We start from the raw sequence: 22,578 nt of genomic DNA, 5'->3' as shown, positions 1-22,578 counted from the left end.
CGGCGTTTAGACGCCGGGATTTCCTGCTTTTGCGAACATGCTGAGTTCTTCAACAAGCTCTTTTAAGCTTTCCTTAATGTTTTCAGCCACTGTAGCATTTTCAACATCAATATGCACCGGATCAAGCACCAGCTGCTTCGGAATGACATTGGCGTAGACACCCCGCATCACAGTTCTCATATTGTTCAGCGCATTGATGCCGCCTTTTCCGCCTCCCGCTACTGCCAATAATGCAACGGGCTTATATTTGAATTGTTCGCTGCTTAGAAAATCCAAGGCATTTTTTAAAGCGCCGCTCATGCCGCTGTGATATTCAGGCGATAATAATACAATCGCATCCGCTTTCGTAACGCGTTGCTTAAGCTCCTGTACCTGCAACAGTTCAGATTGATCCGCTTCACCGTTAAAAACTGGCAATACAAACTCGCTTAGATCAATCAAATCCGTGTGATACAGAGCTGCAATATAGGATGCTGCAATTCTTGTTCTGCCATGTTTTCTTGGCGTGCCATTTATGACTAACATGTTCATTTTGAGATCTCTCCATTCAGATTATATTTCACTGCGAAAAGCGCTGCTTGCGTGCGATCAGCCACTTCAAGTTTTGCTAAAAGATTCGATACATGGGTTTTTACTGTTTTTTCTGAAATAAACAAGGCTGCTGCGATTTCTTTATTGCTTTTCCCGTTTGCTATTTCAGTCAGAACGTCTTTTTCCCTTCTTGTTAATTGATAGTATTTTTCTTTTTCCGGGTCGTGCTGATTTTTCATATGTGTCAGCACATGGGGCATAATAGCTGTAGAAAGCTTGTATTCTCCAGCATGCACTTGTCTTAGTGTTTTCACCAATTCCTCGGGCTCCGTATCCTTTAATTGATACGCCTTCGCGCCTGCCTGAAGCGCGGGGATGACGTGCTCCTGATCAGAGTAGCTCGTCAGCACAATGATATTCGTCTCCGGAAATTGCTGTATTGCTTTTTTAATGGCTTGAATGCCGTCCATCTCGGGCATAGACAGATCCATTAGCACAAGATCCGGCTTTGTCTCTTCGATGACACGGAGAGCTTCTATTCCGGTTGCAGCTTCTCCGACAACTTCAATATCATCCTGGGTGGCAAAGAAAAAACGCAGACCCTTTCTGACAACATGATGATCATCAGCAATGACAATTTTCATACCGCCCCTCCTTTTCGGCTTGTTAGCGGAAGCCTGATGGATAGCTTTGTTCCAGTTCCAAGCGCTGACTCAATCCAAAACTTAGCGCCGGCTTTTTCCGCCCGTTCTTTCATACCCTTGATGCCAAGTGAAGGCAGACCGGCATGCGCTTCATAGCGAAATCCTGCCCCATGATCGATTATATCCAGCTCCGCATGGCACAAAGAAGCAGTCAGACTAACATAAGCCGTATCCGTTCCGGCATGCTTTTTGCAGTTATTTAAAGCTTCCTGTACGACACGCCATAGCATATGCTCCTGCTCATCAGTCAGAACAGGACTGCCTTTTTGTGTAAAAATGATCTTCAATCCAATGAGCGCACCATAACTTTTAATGGCTTCAGCCAGCCCTTTTTCCAATCCTCCGGGGCGAAGCTGCCAAATTAACGCTTTCATTTCTGCGAGCGCGTCCTGTGATAGGTTTTGGATGAAATCAATCATCTGCTGTAAATTCTCATCTTTTGTTAGTGTCTTCGCAGCTTTGGCAGTTAAACTGACGGAAAACAGCATTTGATTGACAGAATCGTGAAGCTCCTGAGCGAGTCGGTTACGCTCCATTAAAAGAGCATTTTTTTGTTGATATTCGGAAAGCCTCATACGCTGGATTGCCGTTCCGATCTGAAAGGCGACAGATTCGAGTAAATGCAGCTCTTCCTCATCAAACATGGTTTTTCCGGCCGCCGCTACATTTAACAATCCGAATCTTCTGTCCCCGTCTTCTAAAGGCACAGTTGCATGATGCGTAATCCCTTCTGTGTCAAAACAATGCAGGTTTTCTGCTGATTCGATGCGTTTGCAGTTCATGATATTTGCAGCTTTTCTAAGCCCTCCGTTATTGAATTTCGTCAGGCAGTAACACTCCCCCTCGCACATCAGCACTTTTTCCTTGCGGCTTAAAGCCGGGGGCAGATAAGCGTCGGCCGCTAACGTATAAGACCCATCTTCTTCGATCAGAAAAATCCATCCGGATTGAAGGTTTGTCAGACTCAGCAACTCTTTTAAAACCTGATCCAATGTTGCTTTGATATCGTGCCCTTGATTTAAGGTTTCCGCAATCGTTTTCAGCGTTTTTAATTTTTCCATCCTCGTTTTGCTCACGTTTCTCACTCCGGCATTGATCTTGTATTTAAGATTATACCAGTTTTTTGTATTTCATTGCTTCACTTGTAGGATGATTTTCTTTCAGACTTTTGAATGAGAAAAAGAAAAAGCTGGATCATTTACAATGACCCAGCTCATACTTGAATTATTTTGCCGTCGACTCAACAATTTCATCCACCGTCTTCATTACATCTTCAGAAAGGGCGGCAAGACGCTGTTCACTGTCTTCCAAAGATGACCCTTTTACGGCAAAATAAAATTTCACCTTCGGCTCAGTTCCAGAAGGACGAAGACAGAACCAAGACCCGTCTTCCAGGAAGTATTTCAATACATTTGATTTTGGCAAGTCGATGGCTTCTTCTTTGTTTTCAGTCAGAAGCGTCCGTTTGCTTACAGCGTAATCTTCTGCTGTGACAACCTGTTTGCCCGCCATTTTCTGCGGCGGATTTTGTCTGAAGGAAGCAAGAATCGCTTCAATTTGCTCTGCTCCTTGTTTGCCTTTCAGCGTCAGGGATTTCAGCCCTTCACGATAAAAACCATACTCGTTAAAGAGATTGATGAGCGCCTCATACAAAGACATTCCCTGTTTTTTATAGAACGCGCAAACTTCAACTGCCAAAAGCGCAGCCTGAATGGCGTCCTTATCGCGGGCAAAATCCCCGATTAAATAACCGTAGCTCTCTTCATAACCGAATTGGAAGGTATACTGGCCTGATGCCTCGTATTCCTTAATCTTTTCACCGATAAACTTAAAGCCTGTCAGCGTATCAATCGTATCAAGGCCGAATGAAGAAGCTACAGCACGGCCGATTTCGCTTGTGACGATCGTTTTGAGAACAACACCGTTATCAGGCAGGATGCCTTGTTTTTTCTTTTCAGAAAGCAGGTAATGAAGCAGCAGCGCTCCGGTTTGGTTTCCTGTCAGCACTGTATATTTGCCTTGATCGTTTTTCACCGCGATGCCGAGGCGGTCAGCATCAGGATCTGTCGCGATGAGAATATCTGCATTCTGCTCCTCCCCAAGCTTAATGGCATATTCGAATGCCGCATGCTCTTCCGGGTTTGGCGATGTAACAGTGGAGAAGTTTGAATCCGGCAGTTCCTGTTCTTTGACAACCGTTACATTTTTGTAGCCGAGTGCTTCAAGTCCGCGTCTGACCGGTTTATTTGCAGTTCCATGCAGCGGTGTGAAAACAACCTTTACATCTACTTCTTCCGATAATTCAGGATGTACAGAAATGGACGTCAGTTTTTCTGTATAAACTTTATCAATATCTTCACCGATGATTTTGATTAAGCCTTTTTCTTTTAACTTATTTTCTTCGTCCACTGTGATCGTCAGCTCATTTTCAATCGCGTTTACCTGCTCAATGACGATGTCCGCTTCCTTTGGAGGCAGCTGGCCGCCATCATCCCCGTATACTTTGTAGCCGTTATATTCAGGCGGGTTATGGCTTGCCGTTACTACAATTCCCCCATAAGCGTTCAGCTGTCTGACAGCGAATGACAGCTCTGGCGTCGGGCGAAGCTCATCAAACACGTATGTTTGGATGCCTTGTGTCGCAAGTGTTTTTGCCGCTTCCATCGCGAACTCCGGAGATTTATGGCGGGAATCATAAGCAATGACAACGCCCCGTTTTTTCGCTTCCTCACCTTGCTTCGAGATGTATGCCGCAAACCCGGCCGATGCTTTGCGCACAGTGTAAATATTCATCCGATTTGTCCCGGCGCCGATTTCCCCGCGCATTCCGCCGGTACCGAATTCAAGGTCTTTATAGAAACAGTCCTCAAGGGCCTGTTCATTCCCCTCTAATTCAATAAGGCGCTCTTTTAATTCCGGGTCTAAATGTTCTGTCTGTTTCCAGCGTTCATAGCTCTTTCTCCAAGTCATATTCGTCCTCCTATGTATCAGCTTATGCCATTATTTTATATGAAGCGGGTGCCTCTGTCACTTGATAACCTGAGATCTGGCCCTTTCTACGTAAAAAGAAATAACGGGCTGCAGACAGCCCGTTATGATTTATTGCTCAAGCGGTACGACCGCATCGTGTAAAAGCTTGTTGAGGTTTTCTGTATGTTTGTTTTTCGCCTGCTCATCCCATTGGAATCGCTCGCTCATAAAATCAATAACGGCATCTTTATATGTTCTTACCCAATTGATATCGAAAAATAAACGTCCCGTTCTGCGGACAAAGAAGTCAGCAGGGGTTGCAGTCATCTCTTCTTCTATACTGTATTCTGCCTCAGCAAGAATATGAACCGGAATGTTGCGTTTCGCGGCCTCATCTTTCAGCGCTTCTACCCGGTCAAAGACGCGATCTACGTTAGAGCCGTATCTGATCGCAAGCTGTTTTGCGTCTTTTTCTGATAAACCGGCTGCAATTCCTTCTTTTGTTTTTGCGGTAACGAAGGACATGAGATTTTTCGAACCGCCGACGTGCCCGCCAGAGATTGGCATGTTTTTCGTTTTACACGGTCCAAAATCCTTTTCGCCTTCTTCTTTTAAGCGATCACGGACAAGATCAACGATGTGCTCCGCCATTTTTCTGTATCCAGTCAATTTTCCGCCGGCAATGGTGATCAGGCCTGAGTCAGATGTCCAAATCTCGTCTTTCCGTGAAATTTCAGAAGGATCTTTGCCTTCTTCATGAATCAGCGGACGCAGCCCCGCCCAGCTGGATTCGATGTCATTCGCAGTGATATTCAGTTCCGGGAACATGTAATTGATTGAATTGATGACATAATCACGATCCTCCGTTGTCATCCGCGGATGCTCCAGCGCCTCTTTGTAAACAGTGTCTGTTGTTCCCACGTATGTTTTGCCTTCACGAGGAATCGCAAATACCATCCGTCCATCAGGTGTATCGAAATATACAGCCTGTTTCAGCGGAAAGACAGACTGGTCAAATACAAGGTGAATGCCTTTTGTATGCTGCAAATGCTTTCCGTTTTTCGAATGGTCTTTTTCTCTGAGCTGATCGACCCAAGGGCCTGTAGCATTGACAATTTTTTTCGCATACACTTTATATTCTTTCTTTGTCAGCACATCTTCAATTAATACGCCGACGGCTTTGCCTTTTTCGTAAAGAAGCTCCTTCACTTTGGAGTAATTCACAGGCTCTGCCCCGAATTTCACCGCTTCCTTCATGACTTCGATGGTCAGTCTCGCATCGTCAGTGCGGTATTCCACATAGTACCCGCCGCCTTTTAAGCCGTCTTTTTTCACCAAAGGCTCTTTTTGCAGCGTTTCTTTTGCTGAAAGCATGCTTCTTCGTTCTGACTTTTTCACACCTGCAAGGAAGTCATAAACTCTTAACCCGATAGATGTTGTAAATGAACCGAATGTGCCGCCTTTATGAAACGGAAGCAGCATCCATTCCGGTGTAGTGACATGCGGGCCGTTTTCATACACAATCGCCCGCTCTTTTCCTACCTCAGCGACCATTTTCACTTCAAATTGTTTTAAATAGCGCAAGCCGCCATGTACCAGCTTCGTTGATCGGCTTGATGTTCCCGCCGCAAAGTCCTGCATTTCGCTTAGTGCGACCTTCATTCCCCTTGATGCCGCGTCAAGAGCTGTTCCGGCTCCTGTAATTCCTCCTCCGATAATAAATAGGTCATATGTTTTTTTCGTCATGTCTGTCAGCATGCGATCTCTTTCAAGACTTGAAAATTGATGTTTCATCATTACGTTTCCTCCTTGTTGTCACGGTAAATAGAAAAAGAGACCACAACAGCCAAAGTGCATGCTTACACTTTGGTGCTGTGGTCTCTCCTCATCTCAGGACCGTTCTTATTAACTTGTAACCATTATACCATAGTATTACTTTATTTGAAAGCCATAGCTGCTTTCACGGCTTTTTGCCAGCCTTTATACAGCTCATTTCGTTTTTCTTCTTCTAATTCAGGCTCAAACCGTTTATCCAGATTCCACTGGTTCGCGATTTCAGAACGGTCCTTCCAGAATCCCACAGCGATACCCGCCAAATAAGCCGCGCCAAGTGCAGTCGTTTCATTAATTTCCGGGCGCTCCACAGGAACATTCAACAGGTCTCCTTGGAACTGCATTAGGAAATTGTTTTTTACAGCTCCTCCGTCTACACGAAGCGTCTTTAATGAAATGTTTGAATCTGCTTCCATTGCGTCAAGCACATCTTTTGTCTGATAAGCCAATGACTCCAGTGTCGCACGGATAAAGTGCTCTTTTGTTGTCCCTCTTGTCAGGCCGAAAACCGAACCGCGCACATCGCTGTCCCAGTAAGGCGTTCCCAGTCCGACAAATGCTGGAACAACATACACGCCGTCAGTTGAATCCACTTTTTCTGCATAAGATTCGCTTAGCGATGAATCCTGGAACATTCTCAAACCGTCTCTAAGCCACTGGATGGCAGAGCCTGCGACAAAAATGCTTCCTTCTAACGCATAGTTCACTTTTCCGTCAATGCCCCAAGCGATTGTTGTCAAAAGCCCATGTTCGGACTTAATTGCTTTTTCCCCGGTATTCATCAGCATGAAACATCCTGTGCCGTAAGTGTTTTTCCCCATGCCTTCTTCAAAGCATGCCTGGCCGAACAGCGCGGACTGCTGGTCGCCTGCCGCTCCAGCAATCGGGATATTTTTTCCGAAGAAGTGATAATCAACAGTCTCCGCATACACATGAGAGGACGGCTTCACTTCAGGGAGCATGGATTTCGGTACGCCTAGAATGTCGAGCAGTTCATCGTCCCATTTTAAATCGTAAATATTAAACATCAGTGTTCTTGAGGCATTGGAGTAATCGGTCACATGCGCTTTTCCGCCTGACATTTTCCAAATGAGCCATGTATCAATCGTTCCAAACAACAGCTCGCCTTTTTCCGCTTTTTCTCTTGCGCCTTCCACATTGTCTAAAATCCACTTCACCTTCGTGCCGGAGAAGTATGGATCGATTAAAAGCCCAGTTTTTTCTCTGAATTTATCATTATATCCTTTTTCACGAAGTTCCTCACAAATGCCGGACGTCTGTCTGGACTGCCAAACGATTGCATTATAGACAGGACTTCCTGTATCTTTATCCCACACAACCGTCGTCTCGCGCTGGTTCGTGATGCCGATGCCGGCAATTTGAGAAGCGCTGATTCCTGATTCAGAGATGACTGAGGCGATAACCGCGAGGACAGAGCCCCAAATTTCATTGGCATTATGCTCAACCCAGCCAGGATGCGGGAAGTATTGTGTAAATTCCTTTTGAGCAGAGTGAACGATTTTGCCTTCTTTATTAAACAGAATCGCTCTTGAACTTGTCGTCCCCTGATCTAAGGATAAAATGTACGTTTCCATAAGATGTCTCCCCTTTGATTAAATATATTTTGAATTTGATAATGTTTTAGCAGAATGTGATTTCGTATAAACATAGAGTCCTAACAATACCACAACCAATATAACGCTTACAATCCAGAAGCTGCTTGTGATGTGCCCTTTAAATGCAGCGTTGTAAAATACGCCGCCGAATGATCCGCCTAAAATCGGGCCGACTACCGGAACCCATGCGTATTTCCAGTTTGATGAGCCCTTCCCCGGAATCGGAAGAAAAGCGTGGGCTATCCGCGGACCTAAGTCACGTGCAGGATTGATAGCATAGCCGGTGGTGCCTCCCAGAGAAATACCGATTGCTACAATGAGGAAACCGACGATTAAAGGATTAAGTCCTTCTGTAAATTGATTTGCCCCAATGGCCAAGATTCCAAGCACAAGGACAAATGTCCCAATCACTTCGCTTAAAACGTTTGCAAATGTATGCGGAATGCTGGGCCCTGTTGAGAAAACACCCAGCTTGGCAGCGGGATCATCCGTTGACTTCCAGTGCGGGAGGTAATGCAGATAGATAATCACCGCACCGATGATCGCTCCGATCATTTGCGCCGCAATATAAACCGGAACCTCTTTCCAAGGAAAATCTCCTACAAATGCAAGCGCTATCGTTAGCGCCGGATTCAAATGGGCACCGCTGATGCCGCCAACCGCGTATGCCGCCATCGCAACACCCAATCCCCATCCAAATACAACAACAATCCAGCCAGACTGAAATGAAAGCGATTTCTTTAAATTGACACCTGCACAAACACCTGCACCAAAAATGATAAGCAGCATCGTACCGATGACTTCTCCCCAAAATGCTGTCATAGCACATTCCTCCTAAAGTCACGATTAAAAAGCATGATAGAGAAGAAGAGAATAAAAAAACCACAACAAACCGCTTTACGGGTGCATAAACATTTGCCGTAAAGAGCTGCTGTGGTCTCCGAGTTCTCCATCACAATGTATTAACCTAGTGCAATTGTATCAGTGCATGAAAGCGGTGTCAATCATTTTCCGTCAAAAAGTTTTCATATTTTTTCCACAATTTGGTATTAGATGTTGTGACAGCTACAGCCCCCGCTTTCAATGCCTGCTCTACATCCTCTTCCGTACGGATGAACCCCCCGGCAAAGATGGGAATCCCTGTTTTCTCTTTTATTTCCTGAATGAGTGACGGAACGATGCCGGGAAGCACTTCGATGAAGTCAGGCTTATGCTTGCCGATAAACTCCATGCTTTTCTCCATCGCGCTTGTATCAAGCAAAAACAGGCGCTGAATGGCATAAATTTTCTTCTGCTTCGCTTTGGCAATCACGTTCGATCTTGTGGAAATAATCCCAGCGGGCTTGATATCCTGACATATAAATTCCGCACCGTATTCGTCATGCTTAATCCCTTGAATGAGATCGACGTGCACCATCATGTTCTTTCCGTGCTTTTGCGCTTCTTTGATCACGCCCTTCAGCTGGCCGAGATGAATATCAAGAATAACACCGTAAGAGAACGAACTGTTCAAAAACTCATCAAATTGCTTCATATTGCGAATAGCCGGTAAAATCGGCTGGTTGTGAAAACTCATCATGTGCTCCTTTAATAAATCACTTTTATATTATATCGTTTGAAAGCTTTCTTTCACCGTTTTCACGATAAAGGAAAGGTCCTCTTCTGTCAGGCAAAATGGCGGTGCGAGCTGGATGACGTTGTTGTAACCGGCGACTGTATCGCCGTTTTTGCCGATGATCAGCCCTTTTTCTTTGCACGCCGCAACCACTTGGTTTACTTTGGCAGCATCAGCCGGCTCTTTAGTCAATTTGTCTTTGACGAGTTCGATTCCGATCAGCAGCCCTTTTCCTCTAACATCCCCGACTGCCGGGTGTTCTCTCAGAGCTTGAAGCTCACCTAAAAGCTTTGCTCCAAGATCGCGGGATCGCTGAATCAGCTGTTCGTCCTCCATAATTTGCAGGTTTTTCAACGCCAAGGCACAGGCAGCCGGGCTTCCGCCGAACGTGTTCACGTGGCGGAAACGGTCATAAGGAGCTTCCCCCTGATACGCTTCGAAAATGTCCCGTTTCACAGCAGTCGCTGACAATGGCAGATACGCGCTTGTGATTCCCTTTGCCATCGTAATGATATCAGGCTTCACACCGTAGTGCATAAACCCGAACGGCTCACCTGTCCGTCCAAATCCGCAGATCACTTCATCGCAAATCAAAAGGGCTCCGTGGCGCCGGCAAATGTCCTCCACCTTTTTCATATATCCGTCCGGCGGCATTAGGATGCCCCCGCCTGTAATGATGGGCTCCATAATGACCCCGGCAATCGTTTCGCTTAATTCCCATGTCATGATGCGGTCGATTTCATTTGCGCTTTCAAGCGTGTCTGCATCATCAGGATTCCGGTATATATCTGGCGGAGCTGCATGCAGAAATCCTTGGCTCAAAGGCTCGTATTTATATTTCCGCTGCGCCTGTCCGGTAGCTGAGAGCGCTCCCAATGTATTGCCGTGGTATGCCCGATATCTTGAGATGAATTTATAACGGCTGTGGTCGCCGTTTTGCAGATGGTACTGGCGGGCAATTTTAAAAGCAGTTTCGTTTGCTTCCGATCCGCTGTTGGAAAAAAAGATAACATAATCGCCGCCAAGCCATTTATTCAGCTTTTCCGCCAGTTGAATTGCGGGTGCGTGACTTTGCGTTAACGGGTAGTAAGGCAGCTCCTTTAGTTGCTCATAGGCAGCCTCCGCAAGCTCCTTTCTGCCGTAACCAATGTTGACGCACCACAAACCGGACATCGCATCCAAATAGCGGCGTCCGTCTATGTCGGTTACCCAGGCCCCCTCGGCCTTCTGGGCGATCAGGCTGTCCGCTTGATGCGCTCCCTTCATGGCATGCCACACAAATTGCTCATCTTTTTGCTTTAATCCCTGATTTTGCTGAATGTTTTCCATCCCCATCATCTCCATTTCATTAGCGTTCCCTATAATGCCAATTCAATTGAAACAGACCTTCTCTTTATGTGATGTCTTGGTGATGATTTCCCTGCCTTCAATATAAAGCCAGACCGGGTCAGAGTCAATAAACCGTGTAAATATAAAACATCCTCTTTCTCAAGAAGAAAGAGGATGCAGCATCCAAAGCAAAACAGGCAAAGTGACAATGCTCAGCATCGTACTGATAAAGGGGTCGCACTCGAAACAACTTGGACAGCCATTGCAATAGCAATGTGAAGCCTAGCCGTTTTCTGTATGATATAGGAAATGGCGAAAATACAGAAACTCCATAAGGCACCTCCACTATACAATTTACTTTTATTTTAAAGAAAGCACCTAAACAATTCCGCTTTTGTTAAAAAAACCCGCCAATTCAGGCGGGTTTTTTGGGAATTATTTTTTATATTGAATATGATAAATATCACGCCGTCTGTCTTTTAGCTGGCGCACTGTACCGTTTTGGCGCTGTCTTCTGAGAATTTCCAGGTCAACATCGCCGATGACGACCATTTCAATATTCGGGTTTGTTTCGCCAACAATGCCGTCTCGGGCGAATTCAAAATCAGACGGGGCAAAGATGCCTGACTGGGCGTATTGGATATCCATGTTTTCCGTTTGCGGAAGGTTTCCAACCGTTCCCGAGATAACCGTATAAATTTGATTTTCAACCGCTCTTGCCTGCGAACAGTATCTGACACGCAGATAGCCTTGACGGTCTTCTGTACAAAATGGCGTAAAGATGATTTTGGCTCCTTTATCAGCCGCAATCCGGGCAAGCTCAGGAAATTCAATGTCATAACAGATCTGGATCGCGATTTTTCCGCAGTCCGTATCAAACACGCGAACCTGGTCACCTGCGCTGATCCCCCACCATTTGCGTTCATTCGGCGTAATATGGAGTTTGTATTGCTTTTCGATTGTTCCGTCCCGTCTGAACAGGTAAGCGATATTATAGATCTTGCCTTCCTCTTCGACGAAATGAGATCCGCCGATAATGTTGACGTTATACTTCACAGCCAAGTCAGTAAACAGGCTGATGTAATCTTCTGTATACTCGGTAATTCTCTGCACCGCCAAGCTCGGTGACCGTTCCTCAAGGAAGGACATCAGCTGGGTTGTGAAAATTTCCGGGAACACCGCAAAATCAGATCTTGCGTCTGAAGCAACATCGACATAGTATTCTACTTGATTCGCAAATTCCTCAAAGGAATAAATTTTCTTCATTTCGTATTGGATCACACAAATTCTAACAGGGAACGCCGATTTATAATAGCGTTTTGTCTGCTGAGGTAGATAATCGACATTATTCCATTCCATCAGCGTCGCATACTTGATCGAAGCTGTATCATCTGGGAGATAATTCGGGTTAATTCGCATAAGGGTAAAGCCGTTCATCAGCTGAAAAGAAAGAACCGGATCGTATATTTGGTGGCGTGTCACCTGTTCAACATACTCTCTCGCTGTCATTTCATCTGCATATTTGTGATAGTTTGGAATCCGTCCGCCTATGATGATGCTTTTCAGGTTTAAGCGTCTGGCTAAGTCCTTTCTCGCCTCGTACAAACGGTGGCCGATCTTCATTCGTCTGTATTTCGGGTGCACCATGACTTCAATTCCGTACATATTCAAGCCGTCAGGATTATGGTTGGTGATATAACCGTCATCTGTAATGTCCTGCCACGTATGGCGGTCATCATATTCATCAAAGTTAATCAGGAGACTTGAGCACGAACCGATAATTTCACCTTCGAATTCTGCACAAAACTGTCCTTCTGGAAAATGCTCCAAATGGCTGATTAAATGCTCTCGCTTCCAAGGTTCCATCCCCGGAAAGCAGTCCTTTTGAAGATCGATAATCTTGTCGATGTCTTTCTCTTCGATATTGCGGATAACCATTTTCTTTTCAAACCGGGTCAAATCTAATTTCTCAGACAACCTACTCGCTCCTTTCTAGTTTTGTGAGTTCAGATGATCAAGCAATAGGGCGAGCTCCATTTCCGCCATTGATTCAAGCCTGTGATCATAGTCTTCAAACATCAAGGTGCCCGTTACTTTATTCGGGACAATGACACACTTCATTCCTGCGCGTTTCGCAGCAATCGAACCATTGACAGAATCCTCAAACGCGAGACATTCCGCTGGCGATACCCCCAGGTTCTTTGCCGCCAATAAATAGAGTTCAGGATTCGGCTTCACCTCTTCCACATCATCAGCCGTTTGAATAACTTCAAAATCATCAAACAGGCCGATTTGCTTCAAATGGCCGGACACCCATTTATAATCAGAGCTGGAGGCAAGGCCTATTTTTAAGCCTAAATCCTTTGCCGCATTCAAATACGCTTCGACACCAGGTCTCGCTTTTTCTGATTCCATGCGTTTGGCAAACCGCTCTCTTCTCAATTGTGTGAGCTCTTCATGGTTCAGCTTTTTCCCGATCTGCTCTTCTAAATATTCAAAAGGCCGGAAACCCGCAGCAGTTCCGATGACCTTTCCCCAGACAGATAGCGGCAGCACTGAGCCGTGCTCTTCAAATATTTCCTGAAGAACCTCATATTCGTGTGTTTCTGTATCTAGAATAAGCCCGTCAAAATCAAAAATTAACGCTTTAATCACTGGGTACAACTCCTTTAGTACGAATTGAGACATATGTATACACTCACTATACCCCGAAACAAGTCTGCTTTCAAAAAGTAAGGTTTTATGTGAAGAAAGAGCCTGCACACTGCAAGCTCTTTCTTATTAATGAATGTTTTGGTGAGAAATGTTTGTCAGCGCTGATCCCGCAGACTCGTTCGACATCTGATTGACTGCCAGGTCTCCAAGCGCAACGATCCCGACTAGATTGTTTTGATCTACAATAGGAAGGCGGCGGATTTGGTGCTGGGCCATCAGCTGCGACGCGTCTTCCAGACTCATATTAGGGTTTCCTGATACGAGTTCTGTTGACATCACTTCTGAAACGGGTGTCTGGCCATCACGGCCCTGAGCTGTAGTTCTTAATGCAATGTCACGGTCAGTCAGCATTCCTTTTAAAACACCTTGCTCTACAACGGGGATCGCCCCGACGTTATGCTGTTTCATTAGAGAAGCCGCTTCCTGAATCGTTTGATTCGGAGAAACGGTTGCCACCTGCGTTGTCATTGTATCTTTAACTGAACTCATTGTCAGCACCCCTTTCAATCATTAGTATGTTCAGACACGAGCCGTTTAAAAAGGGAGTTAGAGGAAAGGTTTTATGATATGATTTCTCTGATACAAAAAGAGCTTTTCTAAAAATAGAAAAGCCCTTGCCGCATGATTATATCAGCCTTCTTTGACCGAAAAAGGCTTTGTTAGTCTTCTTTTGAAAGTCAGAAAAAGCAAACGGAAAATAAATCCCAAAATCATTCAGCATCTTGCTGTTTTTTTCAAAAATCGCCTGATCACTTAAATCAGAGTGCGGCGAAGGCTTGGTCAGGATAATATGTATCATTTGCAGACAAGCCATAATTTGAAATGCTTCTTTTAATGTTCCTTGGTAATAATGGTTATTTAAAGACAGAACGCCTTTCTTTTTAAAGCGCTGAATGTCCAGTTCGGAGAAATAAAGAGGAAATACATCATGGATCAACTCCATAGACAGCTCCTTGATAAAGCTCTCCTGTTCTGCAGTTGCTGCGTTCACAATTCTCACGTCAATCACCTTTCTTGCCATCGAATATCCTAAGTCTTACTCAAGAATAGCACAGAAAAAAACGCGAAAGCTAAGGTAAGTGTTTCCTATGAGAAACAGCAGCCTTCCGCTTCGAAAAGGAGCCATTTAACATGAACCAAAAAGGCAGAGGGCTTGAGATCCTCATCAATGAAAAGCAGGACGGCCAATGGCTGTTTTCCGTACTCAAAACAGCGCTCAAAGCTTCTAAACCAGTGATACAAGACTGGATGTCCCATCAACAGATAAAGGTCAATCACGAATCCGTCTTAAACAATATGATTGTAAAAAAGGGAGACCGCGTGTTCATTGATCTTCAGGAAAGTGAAGCATCTTCGGTCATTCCGGAGTATGGCGAGCTTGATATTTTATATGAGGACAATCATATGCTCATCGTCAATAAACCCGCTGGCATAGCGACGCATCCGAATGAGGATGGGCAAACCGGCACACTGGCTAATTTGATCGCGTATCATTATCAGATAAATGGCGAAACATGTAAGGTGCGCCACGTCCATCGTCTTGATCAGGATACATCTGGCGCTATCATTTTTGCCAAGCATCGTTTGGCACACGCCATCTTAGACCAGCAGTTAGAGAAAAAGACGCTGAAGCGTACGTATACCGCCATCGCTGAAGGTAAGCTACGGACGAAAAAAGGGACAATTAATTCACCGATCGGCAGAGACCGATCACACCCGACAAGACGCCGGGTTTCACCAGGCGGGCAAACAGCCGTCACTCATTTCAAGGTAATGGCCAGCAATGCTAAAGAACGGCTGTCGCTCGTTGAATTAGAGCTGGAAACAGGCAGAACACACCAAATTCGTGTTCATATGGCGAGCCTCGGCTATCCGTTGACAGGAGACTCGCTTTACGGAGGCGGGAGCAAGCTGCTAAACAGGCAGGCGCTGCACGCCAATAAAGTACAAGCGGTTCACCCGATAACAGACGAGCTCATAGTTGCTGAAGCCCCTTTCCCTGCTGATATGGAAAAACTTTGCCGCACATATTTTTCATGAAGAAAAGCCGCAGGCACTGCCTCGGCTTTTTAAGTCACTCGTTTTCCATATATAATATAGCGTTTCGGGGCATTTCCGACGTATGAAAACGGATAGCAGGTCGTCAGAATAAGCTCCTCCTTTTCATGCTGGAGCGTGATAATAGATGTGTCATCCTTATCGACAATTTTTGTTTTTACAATTTCATATGTGAATTCTCCATATGACAGGAGAAGACGGAGCTGATCCCCCTTTTCCAGCTCTCCCGTCCGGCGAAACACGGTATCCCGATGCCCCGACAGCACAATTTGCCCGTTTTCATCAGGATAATAGCTGTCCTTGTAATGCCCGACACCTTTTTCTAAATCATCAGCATCGGTGCCCTCCACGATCGGAAGCTCTGCATTGATTTTCGGTATTTCTAAAATGCCGCTCGCTTGGCCTGTCTCAGGCTTAAATGATGCTTTGTTCTTTGCTTGATCTGTGCTATTTTTCGTCCCCAAAGGTTCCTGCGGCTTTTCAGCCGCAAGTTTTGCTTCTTTTAATGTCTGTTCCGTTTTCATATTCGTATCGATCAATTTAAAGCCTCCATAGCCTGCGATCACTAGGCCGGCAGCAATGATGAATAGTGGAATAACTTTTTTCACGTTCTGGAGGCGCTCCTTTTTCTTCTGACATATAGATAAGTTCCTGACAATGTCACCGCCGCACCGATTACCATAAAGTTATAGTAGCCCGCTGACGTATCCGGAAGCTGATGATCAGACCCGCTTTCCGCAGTCTCGGTTTGTAACGGCAATGTGCTGATGCTATTAGCAGCGTTTTTTGTGTTATTGATAGGTATTTCATCGAATCTCGAAATGGCTGAAGGCGGCAGCTGATGAACCGGTGCTGTTCCCGGAGTTTCTTTTATATCAGGCAAATCTTCACCTGGCCTTGGATCCTCTTTAATCGGATCCTCCGTCCCCGGATCATCTCCAGGCTCTTCCGTAATCGGGTCTTCTGTTACAGGGTCTTCAATATCACTGGCTTCAGCAAGCTTAATTCTTCCCTCTTTTGTATACGCAATTGGCTCATCAAAACTCTTCACGTACTCAACTGTCGCTTCCAAATCCTCAGGCCCTGTCACCGGATTTTTTCCCAGCAGTCCGATTGGCTGATATTTGGCTCCTGTCGCCGTCGCCATAAAGTTGTTGACGGTCAATGTATATGTGGCATCGGGCTGGATCTCGGTGCCATCTGCCATTTTCATATCAACTGCTTTTCCGGTTTCTTTATCCCACGTATACGTAAACCCGCTGATGCTGTAGTCAGGCCCAAAAACCGGCGAGATTTGAGCATTGATAATCTCTCTTAAATCTTTTCCTTTAATCTCAAGCTTCGTTAACACATTTCCAAACGGCTGAATATTGTAAAGATCTCCCCACGTAATCGGGCCCTTCTTCAGCGTTTCACGTATGCCGCCGCCATTCATAAGGGCGAAATCCGTTTTCATGGCAGTTCTCATTCCATCCGCAATCAGGTTTCCAAGAGGTGTATCGCCGTCATTTGAATACCCCCCTTCCATATCAACAGCGGCTTCGCCGACTACCTCGCTGATAATCGGTTCCGCAATAGCTTCGTATTTCTTTAAAATGGCTGACGCGCTGACATCCGGTTCGATTTTACTTTGATCAACATATACGATTTCCGCGGACTTTTTGACAATGTCTTTTGTCGTTTTATCGATCTCTACATCAACGACACCTATCGCTTTTCCATATTCAAACGCTTGAACAATCAGTTTTCCATTCACTTCACCGTTAACAACCTGATGATTATGCGCGGCAAAAATCACGTCAATTTCAGAATCTGTTTTGTTTGCAAGATCAGCAGACTCACCGGTAATGGCGTTGCCGTTTTGTTCAGCTGACATATGTGCGAGAACCGCGATGGCCTTCACGCCTTTTTTCTTGAGCTCTTCGGCCGCCTTATTCACCGCTGTTGCTTCATCTGTAAACTCGATATTTTTTATTCCTTCAGGCATAACCATGCCAGCTGCCGACTGTGTGACAACCCCGATAAAAGCAACGGGTACGCCCTCCACATTTATGATGTCATAAGCCGGCAAAAAGGGCTCTCCAGTTGATTTCATTTTACAATTGGCACATACAAGGGGAAAGTTCTGTCCATCATATCCGCTTGTGCCTTTCGGATGATCACCGCCATTTAAGATCCTCAGAAGTTCATCCGTGCCTTCATCAAATTCGTGGTTTCCCACGGTTCCGACATCAAATCCGATGTCCTCCATCAGTTCTACAGTCGGTTCATCCTGAAGAAGAGAGGAAACTGGAGAGCTTCCGCCGATCATATCTCCCGCGTGCACAATCAGCGAGTTTTTCTTTTCAGCCTTTTTTTCTTTTAAATATGCGGCGGCATAATCCATGCGTCCAAACGTGCCGTCTGCAGTTCCATTTCCATCAAGATCAAGCTCATATTGCTGATCGATTTTGCCATGCAAATCATTCATGCTGAGAATTCTAAGCGGCACATGTTCTTGAGGTGCCGTTTGCCTTTTTTTATATCCCGCGCTCTCCGCTTCACTTGCTGAGGCGAAGAAAATTCTGTTTTCCACAGCTATCTTCTTCCAATCAGCTGGCTGCACATATGTTTTATTCGACGAGTCCCCCACATATCTTGTCAGGCCTTTCCCTTGCTCTCTGGCTCTGAATTCAAACGGCATTTCCATGAGGGGATCGTTTTCATTCCAAATTCCTTTTTGATCTTTTTTTGCAGCGGCTACTGCGGCCTGAAATTGCTGATAATCCTCTTCATTGTCAACCGGCCAAATAAAATACGTCGGAGCATAGCCGTTTTTTACAAGCTCTAAGTTCACGTTTGATCCTGATTCGGTTATGACTTGTCCGAGCAGTCTGCCATAGCTGTCCTTGGCTTCACTCCCGACCTTGACAGTAATTTTATCACCTGGGGACAGAACCGTTTTTAGATAGTCAGATGCTTTTTTGCCAAATCTTAATTGATTTTCATCTGCGTCATTTTTTGGTGTGTGATATGTTTCAGGTGTATCTACATTTACAAACCGGATTTTTGTCGTTCCAAGCACCGGAGATTTGAGATGAATGGTATCGCCGTCAACAACCCGGTCAACAATCCCTTCATATTCTCCCTCTGCAGACGGAGGTGCGGGCTGCTCTTCAAGCAGCTTCAGGTCAGCCGATTTTCGCGGAAGCAGCTGAAAGGTTTGGTATCTGCTTAACACACCGGTAAATTCATACCATTTGCCCTCATCAAGCTCGTTTATCACTGTTTCATTCATAACCCGGAGCGTCATTGCATGATGGTCGTCATCAATCATTGTTACATTGTAACCGCCGCCGGCAGGAGAACTTGGAATTGAGGAAACAAAAGCGGTTAGTTTCACAAGGCTTCCTTCATACTGATCACCTAGGCTGCCGTTAATAAGTTCATTGATTGTTAAGTGTTTGGGGGCGGGGAGGGATTGATTTGACTGGTTGATTTTGATGCCTGATGAGCTTGGAACGATTTCTTTCAGCCCCTGGTAAGACGTGATTTTCCCTGTCACCGTGACATCCATACCCTCTTTTAATTCGGGAAATTGTTCAGGGGATGGCGAATAAATGTTAATGCCTCCGGTTTCATCTTGCAAAAAGGTCGACAGCTTCCCGCCTCCGATTGCGTTTTGATCAGCTGTAATGATCCCTTTTATCGTTACTTCTTCATTCAGCCTTCCCCGTGCTTCATTTATGGTCACTTGCTGTTCAGCCGGCGGAGTTTTCGTGTCATCGGTTACGTTCATCGACTGAACGTTTTTAAGTCCTGTCGTGTTAAAGTAATTTTCAAGCTTTCCTTGAACCGTTATCTTTTTCCCAAGAAGAAGCGGATTGGTTTGCAGCCCAAATTGGCTTCTGAAGGCGGAGGGGATTTGCACAGGAAGGATGTGTTCGGGCGATGTTTCGTTTTTACGGTCTGCCAGCGCAACATTATAATCATTTGAAAAAGGGCTTGTCAGCTTATAATGCTGCGGGGAAACAGCCTGGCCGACTGCATATCCTTCGACAAGCGCCTGTCCTTCTTTTTGCTGTATTGCCTTCTCAATCGATATAGGCTGTTGCGGTTCAGCTGCCTTTACAGCTTCGAACGTGTACATTACATTTAAGAACATTAATGCCGTGATCAACACAATATGCAGAATACGCCTCATCATATTTCCTCCCTTATACACATAATGACAACGATTTTGTCTGCTTATCATTTCGACAGACAGCATATAATTCCTTTCAGGCTTCTGCATAATACACGGCAGACTGACACAAAATACAGCTGATCTGAAAAAAAAGGAGGAATTCGGTTTGGATCAGTTCAATCAGCAGCAGCAATCCCAAATGAACAAAGGTATTCCTGGCAAACCGCATAAAAACCACGGCGGACATGAAATGTTTGATATGCATGAGGTGCTTTCCGGAACACTTACTGTGCTTGATCAGTTTATGATGCTGAGACAATTCTGTAAGGATCAAGAATTACTAAACATCCTTGATCGTCAACATCAATTCATCACATCTCAATACAATATAACTGCAGAATGCTTCAAAACAGGAAGCGAACCTTCACAAAAAACAGCAACTTATATGATGAAGGAAGACAACCAGACTGTTTACGGCATGCAGCCGTCACAGCCTAAAAAACCTGTTCAATCCATGAATGATATTGATGACAGCATCATCAGCCGACAAATGCTTTGCGCGATTAAAGCACAAGCTTCTATGCTGACGATGGCTTCTCTGGAAATGACAAATCCGGCCGTAAGACGCGTACTGTCTGCGCAAATTCAGGAGTATGTTGAAATGGCATTTGAAATTTTCCTATACCAAAACAAACACGGCTATTACCAGGTTCCTCAGCTTGATGCGCAGGATATGGAACAGCTGAGAAATTCATTCGATCCTGCCCAAGGACAAATGCCTCCGACACAAGGCGGAATGGGTCAGCAAGGACTTCACTAATAACAAAGGCATTGGATAGATACTATCCAATGCCGCACTGTTTTTTTCAAATTTTTTCTTAAAATCTTTTTCAAATTGATCAAGACTTTCCTTTGTTGCTGATTTAAACCCTTTTTCAAAGTCCCCTTTTTTTGCCGTTTCCTTAATCATTTCTGAAATAATGTCTTTCCCGTATTTGTCCGTCAGCTCATCGATCATATAAAAGCTTTGCAAATAGACATCAGTGTCATATTCGGCTCTGGCTTCCTGCCAGTCTCGATCAGTCTGCAAACGGTCAAAGGGCACGACAGAAAACGTGATCGGATCTATGAGCAATTCATAGTTCGCAATCCACTCGCTTAACCCTTCATGAAACCATAACGGAAACTCATCGGGATCCGTCTCAAGCTCCTTCAATTTCTGGTGAAACGCATGGTGCGAGTATTCATGAATCAACAATCTCTGGTACAAATAAACCGCTACCTCGTCCCCTTCTAACAGTTTCTTTTTCTCTTCAGGCAACAATCCGATCAGCTGCTCCCGTTCAGAATAAAAACCAACTACATCCAATAAACCGGAGTAAGCCTCCATCTGTTTTTCATTAGGAAAAAAAATAATGTCGATAGGCTTTTGATTCGAATATCCAATCATAATCTGATTAATACTGACCGCATATTCAAGCGTTTCTTTCGTCAATGGCAGTAAGGACTTTTCCTTAGAAGTGTAATAAATATCGGCCTGTTTGAATGACTCTTTCTTCATGTGCTTCGTCACTTGTTCTTTTGTTATTCCAGATGCCTGACCTGGAAAAGACAGGATATACATCGCGCTTGATACGATGGCTGAGCTTACAGCCAGCATCACAAGGACTCCGCACAGGAATAGAGCGGATGCCGCACGCTTTCCTATGCCATCCCGCAAACGTCTCCCTCCCTGAGCCGGTCCGTCTTGTACCTTTTTATTTTTACTCTATGCAGCCTGAGTTCGCAGTGTGTCATTAACGCAAAGAAAAAGCCGCACAAATTGTGCGGCTTTTTTCATTTATTCAGCGTTAGGGAATACGCGCTGTACAGTTTGTGTAAATTCATCAAATAATCCGGCGATTGGGTCACCATTTTGAATACGCTTTCCATATCCTTGCATACGCTCTACAAAATCAGGGTTAGCTGAAACGTAAACATTATCAATGTTTTTGTCAGTAGATCTTACCTTTTTGGCTATTTTTTTCTTCAGATTGTTTTCTACTGCACCTTTATTTCCATTGGTTAAAACGACTGCAACGTAGGCTTGATTTCCAGCCACAATGATATCGGCATGCTTTACTTCTTTTAGGTCTGTTACTTTATCAGCTGCTTCATCAGCAACCTCAAGTTTTCGGTCGTTGTTATTATCGTCATTTACACGATTGTTATTGACATTATCATTAACATTGTTGTCAACGTTATCCCGATTGTTTACATTGCGCATATCGTCATTGGCCGGATTTCGATAATTTACGTTTCTTACATCATTATTATCACGTCTGCCCTCACCTTGGTCGGCCACACCGCAGCCAGTCATAAGCAAAGGGATTAGAAGCATAGACGCAAGGACTTGTTTTTTTCCAAACATGTGAATTCCTCCTTTATCACTTTACTTATAGGTTTTTCTAACTGGGTTTAATTATGCATGCAAATCTGGAGGAAATGCTTTCCCGGGAAATATAACGGTTAATTTGTCTAACGAGGGGGAAAATATGAATACACTGCAAAGGAGGGATCATGTTGTTCAACCAGCGAAGAGGAATCAGCCCCGCAGCATTGATCATAGGATCAACTATGCTTATTGCTGCATTATCACCTCAGATCCGCCAAAGAATCAGCGGGTTTATCACAGGCCAAATGAACAGAAGAAATTCAGAAAATAACACATTTGATGCTTCTAATGTAGGAAACATAGTCAAACAAGCATTTGGCGGAGGCAGCGGGGATAACCAAGACCGTTCGCAACATCAAAGCCAGCGGCAAAATGGCCGTCAGCACCAGCACGCCGGACAGCAGCAACCACTGCATCAGCATACACAGTCTCAAACTAGGCAAACTGAGTCAGCCGCGAAAAAAAGACAGCCGCATTATGCTGAACCCATTCATTTTGAACAAAGCGCAATGAATGTCATGGACGACAACACGATGATGGAAATGCTGGAGGACTTAGAACCCGGCCGTTAAAAAAACGTGTAATCCTCTTTGGATTACACGTTTTCA

Annotated in this window: 20 protein-coding genes; 3 read left to right on the top strand and 17 right to left on the bottom strand. The window is 44.9% G+C overall.

What is annotated here, in order from left to right:
• Window positions 1–6: 6 nt before the first annotated feature.
• The 13 genes from yhdA to CW370_RS00340 all read right to left on the bottom strand — a co-directional run bounded on the left by yhdA (window position 7) and on the right by CW370_RS00340 (window position 14,334).
• Entirely contained in the window at window positions 7–531 is a 525-nt protein-coding gene (gene yhdA, locus CW370_RS00400; protein WP_101169436.1) for an FMN-dependent NADPH-azoreductase, read from the bottom strand.
• Complete coding sequence (gene yhcZ, locus CW370_RS00395) at window positions 528–1,175, bottom strand: two-component system response regulator YhcZ (protein WP_021479675.1); 648 nt, start codon at window positions 1,173–1,175, stop codon at window positions 528–530. The genes yhdA and yhcZ overlap by 4 nt, the downstream gene beginning before the upstream one ends.
• Window positions 1,172–2,311 carry a two-component system sensor histidine kinase YhcY gene (yhcY, locus tag CW370_RS00390; protein ID WP_024573283.1) on the bottom strand — a complete coding sequence of 380 codons (1,140 nt, stop codon included), beginning with the start codon at window positions 2,309–2,311 and terminating at the stop codon, window positions 1,172–1,174. The genes yhcZ and yhcY overlap by 4 nt, the downstream gene beginning before the upstream one ends.
• A gap of 148 nt (window positions 2,312–2,459) precedes the next feature.
• Window positions 2,460–4,205, bottom strand: coding sequence for a phosphoglucomutase (gene pgcA / locus CW370_RS00385; protein WP_042977697.1), 1,746 nt, complete (start codon window positions 4,203–4,205; stop codon window positions 2,460–2,462).
• A 129-nt stretch (window positions 4,206–4,334) separates the two neighbouring features.
• A complete protein-coding gene (gene glpD, locus CW370_RS00380) occupies window positions 4,335–6,002 on the bottom strand; it encodes a glycerol-3-phosphate dehydrogenase (protein WP_015715569.1) in 1,668 nt (555 codons plus the stop codon).
• 140 nt (window positions 6,003–6,142) lie between these two features.
• Window positions 6,143–7,633, bottom strand: coding sequence for a glycerol kinase GlpK (gene glpK, locus CW370_RS00375; RefSeq protein WP_003233384.1), 1,491 nt, complete (start codon window positions 7,631–7,633; stop codon window positions 6,143–6,145).
• 18 nt (window positions 7,634–7,651) lie between these two features.
• A complete protein-coding gene (glpF, locus tag CW370_RS00370) occupies window positions 7,652–8,476 on the bottom strand; it encodes a glycerol uptake facilitator protein GlpF (protein WP_003233386.1) in 825 nt (274 codons plus the stop codon).
• Between the two features lie 178 nt (window positions 8,477–8,654).
• Window positions 8,655–9,233, bottom strand: a complete 579-nt coding sequence (gene glpP / locus CW370_RS00365; protein ID WP_101169435.1) for a glycerol uptake operon antiterminator GlpP — start codon at window positions 9,231–9,233, stop codon at window positions 8,655–8,657.
• 27 nt (window positions 9,234–9,260) lie between these two features.
• Window positions 9,261–10,613 (bottom strand): aspartate aminotransferase family protein, encoded by a 1,353-nt coding sequence (locus CW370_RS00360; RefSeq protein ID WP_101169434.1) that lies wholly within the window; start codon window positions 10,611–10,613, stop codon window positions 9,261–9,263.
• A 420-nt stretch (window positions 10,614–11,033) separates the two neighbouring features.
• Window positions 11,034–12,575 carry a bifunctional GNAT family N-acetyltransferase/carbon-nitrogen hydrolase family protein gene (locus CW370_RS00355; RefSeq protein ID WP_003239590.1) on the bottom strand — a complete coding sequence of 514 codons (1,542 nt, stop codon included), beginning with the start codon at window positions 12,573–12,575 and terminating at the stop codon, window positions 11,034–11,036.
• Between the two features lie 15 nt (window positions 12,576–12,590).
• Entirely contained in the window at window positions 12,591–13,253 is a 663-nt protein-coding gene (locus CW370_RS00350; RefSeq protein ID WP_003245030.1) for an HAD family hydrolase, read from the bottom strand.
• Between the two features lie 126 nt (window positions 13,254–13,379).
• Entirely contained in the window at window positions 13,380–13,802 is a 423-nt protein-coding gene (locus CW370_RS00345; protein ID WP_003245462.1) for a CBS domain-containing protein, read from the bottom strand.
• Between the two features lie 136 nt (window positions 13,803–13,938).
• Window positions 13,939–14,334 carry a YhcU family protein gene (locus CW370_RS00340; protein WP_003233401.1) on the bottom strand — a complete coding sequence of 132 codons (396 nt, stop codon included), beginning with the start codon at window positions 14,332–14,334 and terminating at the stop codon, window positions 13,939–13,941.
• Between the two features lie 110 nt (window positions 14,335–14,444).
• Here CW370_RS00340 and CW370_RS00335 point away from each other — a divergent pair, with 110 nt between their 5' ends.
• Complete coding sequence (locus tag CW370_RS00335; protein WP_024572802.1) at window positions 14,445–15,353, top strand: RluA family pseudouridine synthase; 909 nt, start codon at window positions 14,445–14,447, stop codon at window positions 15,351–15,353.
• A gap of 29 nt (window positions 15,354–15,382) precedes the next feature.
• On the opposite strand, the gene srtA is transcribed toward CW370_RS00335, so the two are convergent.
• Together srtA and yhcR are read right to left on the bottom strand one after the other, a co-directional pair.
• Window positions 15,383–15,979 carry a sortase SrtA gene (gene srtA / locus CW370_RS00330; protein WP_024572803.1) on the bottom strand — a complete coding sequence of 199 codons (597 nt, stop codon included), beginning with the start codon at window positions 15,977–15,979 and terminating at the stop codon, window positions 15,383–15,385.
• Entirely contained in the window at window positions 15,976–19,620 is a 3,645-nt protein-coding gene (gene yhcR / locus CW370_RS00325) for an endonuclease YhcR (RefSeq protein ID WP_101169433.1), read from the bottom strand. Before yhcR ends, srtA begins: the two co-directional genes overlap by 4 nt.
• 82 nt (window positions 19,621–19,702) lie before the next feature.
• Here yhcR and CW370_RS00320 point away from each other — a divergent pair, with 82 nt between their 5' ends.
• Window positions 19,703–20,356 carry a spore coat protein gene (locus CW370_RS00320; RefSeq protein ID WP_024573575.1) on the top strand — a complete coding sequence of 218 codons (654 nt, stop codon included), beginning with the start codon at window positions 19,703–19,705 and terminating at the stop codon, window positions 20,354–20,356.
• On the opposite strand, the gene CW370_RS00315 is transcribed toward CW370_RS00320, so the two are convergent.
• Both CW370_RS00315 and CW370_RS00310 read right to left on the bottom strand, forming a co-directional pair.
• A complete protein-coding gene (locus CW370_RS00315) occupies window positions 20,288–21,256 on the bottom strand; it encodes a hypothetical protein (RefSeq protein ID WP_024573574.1) in 969 nt (322 codons plus the stop codon). The two genes, CW370_RS00320 and CW370_RS00315, sit on opposite strands and share 69 nt — an antisense overlap.
• A gap of 120 nt (window positions 21,257–21,376) precedes the next feature.
• Window positions 21,377–21,946, bottom strand: coding sequence for a YhcN/YlaJ family sporulation lipoprotein (locus tag CW370_RS00310; protein WP_024573573.1), 570 nt, complete (start codon window positions 21,944–21,946; stop codon window positions 21,377–21,379).
• Between the two features lie 149 nt (window positions 21,947–22,095).
• Between CW370_RS00310 and CW370_RS00305 the strand changes: the two genes are divergently transcribed.
• On the top strand, window positions 22,096–22,542 hold the full coding sequence (locus CW370_RS00305; protein WP_029946540.1) for a hypothetical protein: 447 nt from the start codon (window positions 22,096–22,098) through the stop codon (window positions 22,540–22,542).
• Window positions 22,543–22,578: the final 36 nt, after the last annotated feature.

This window comes from Bacillus sp. SN32 (genome assembly GCF_002837495.1).
GTDB classification, from domain to species: domain Bacteria; phylum Bacillota; class Bacilli; order Bacillales; family Bacillaceae; genus Bacillus; species Bacillus subtilis.
The sequence above is the reverse complement of the archived record's forward strand: the minus strand, read 5'-3'. Positions and strand labels throughout refer to the sequence as shown.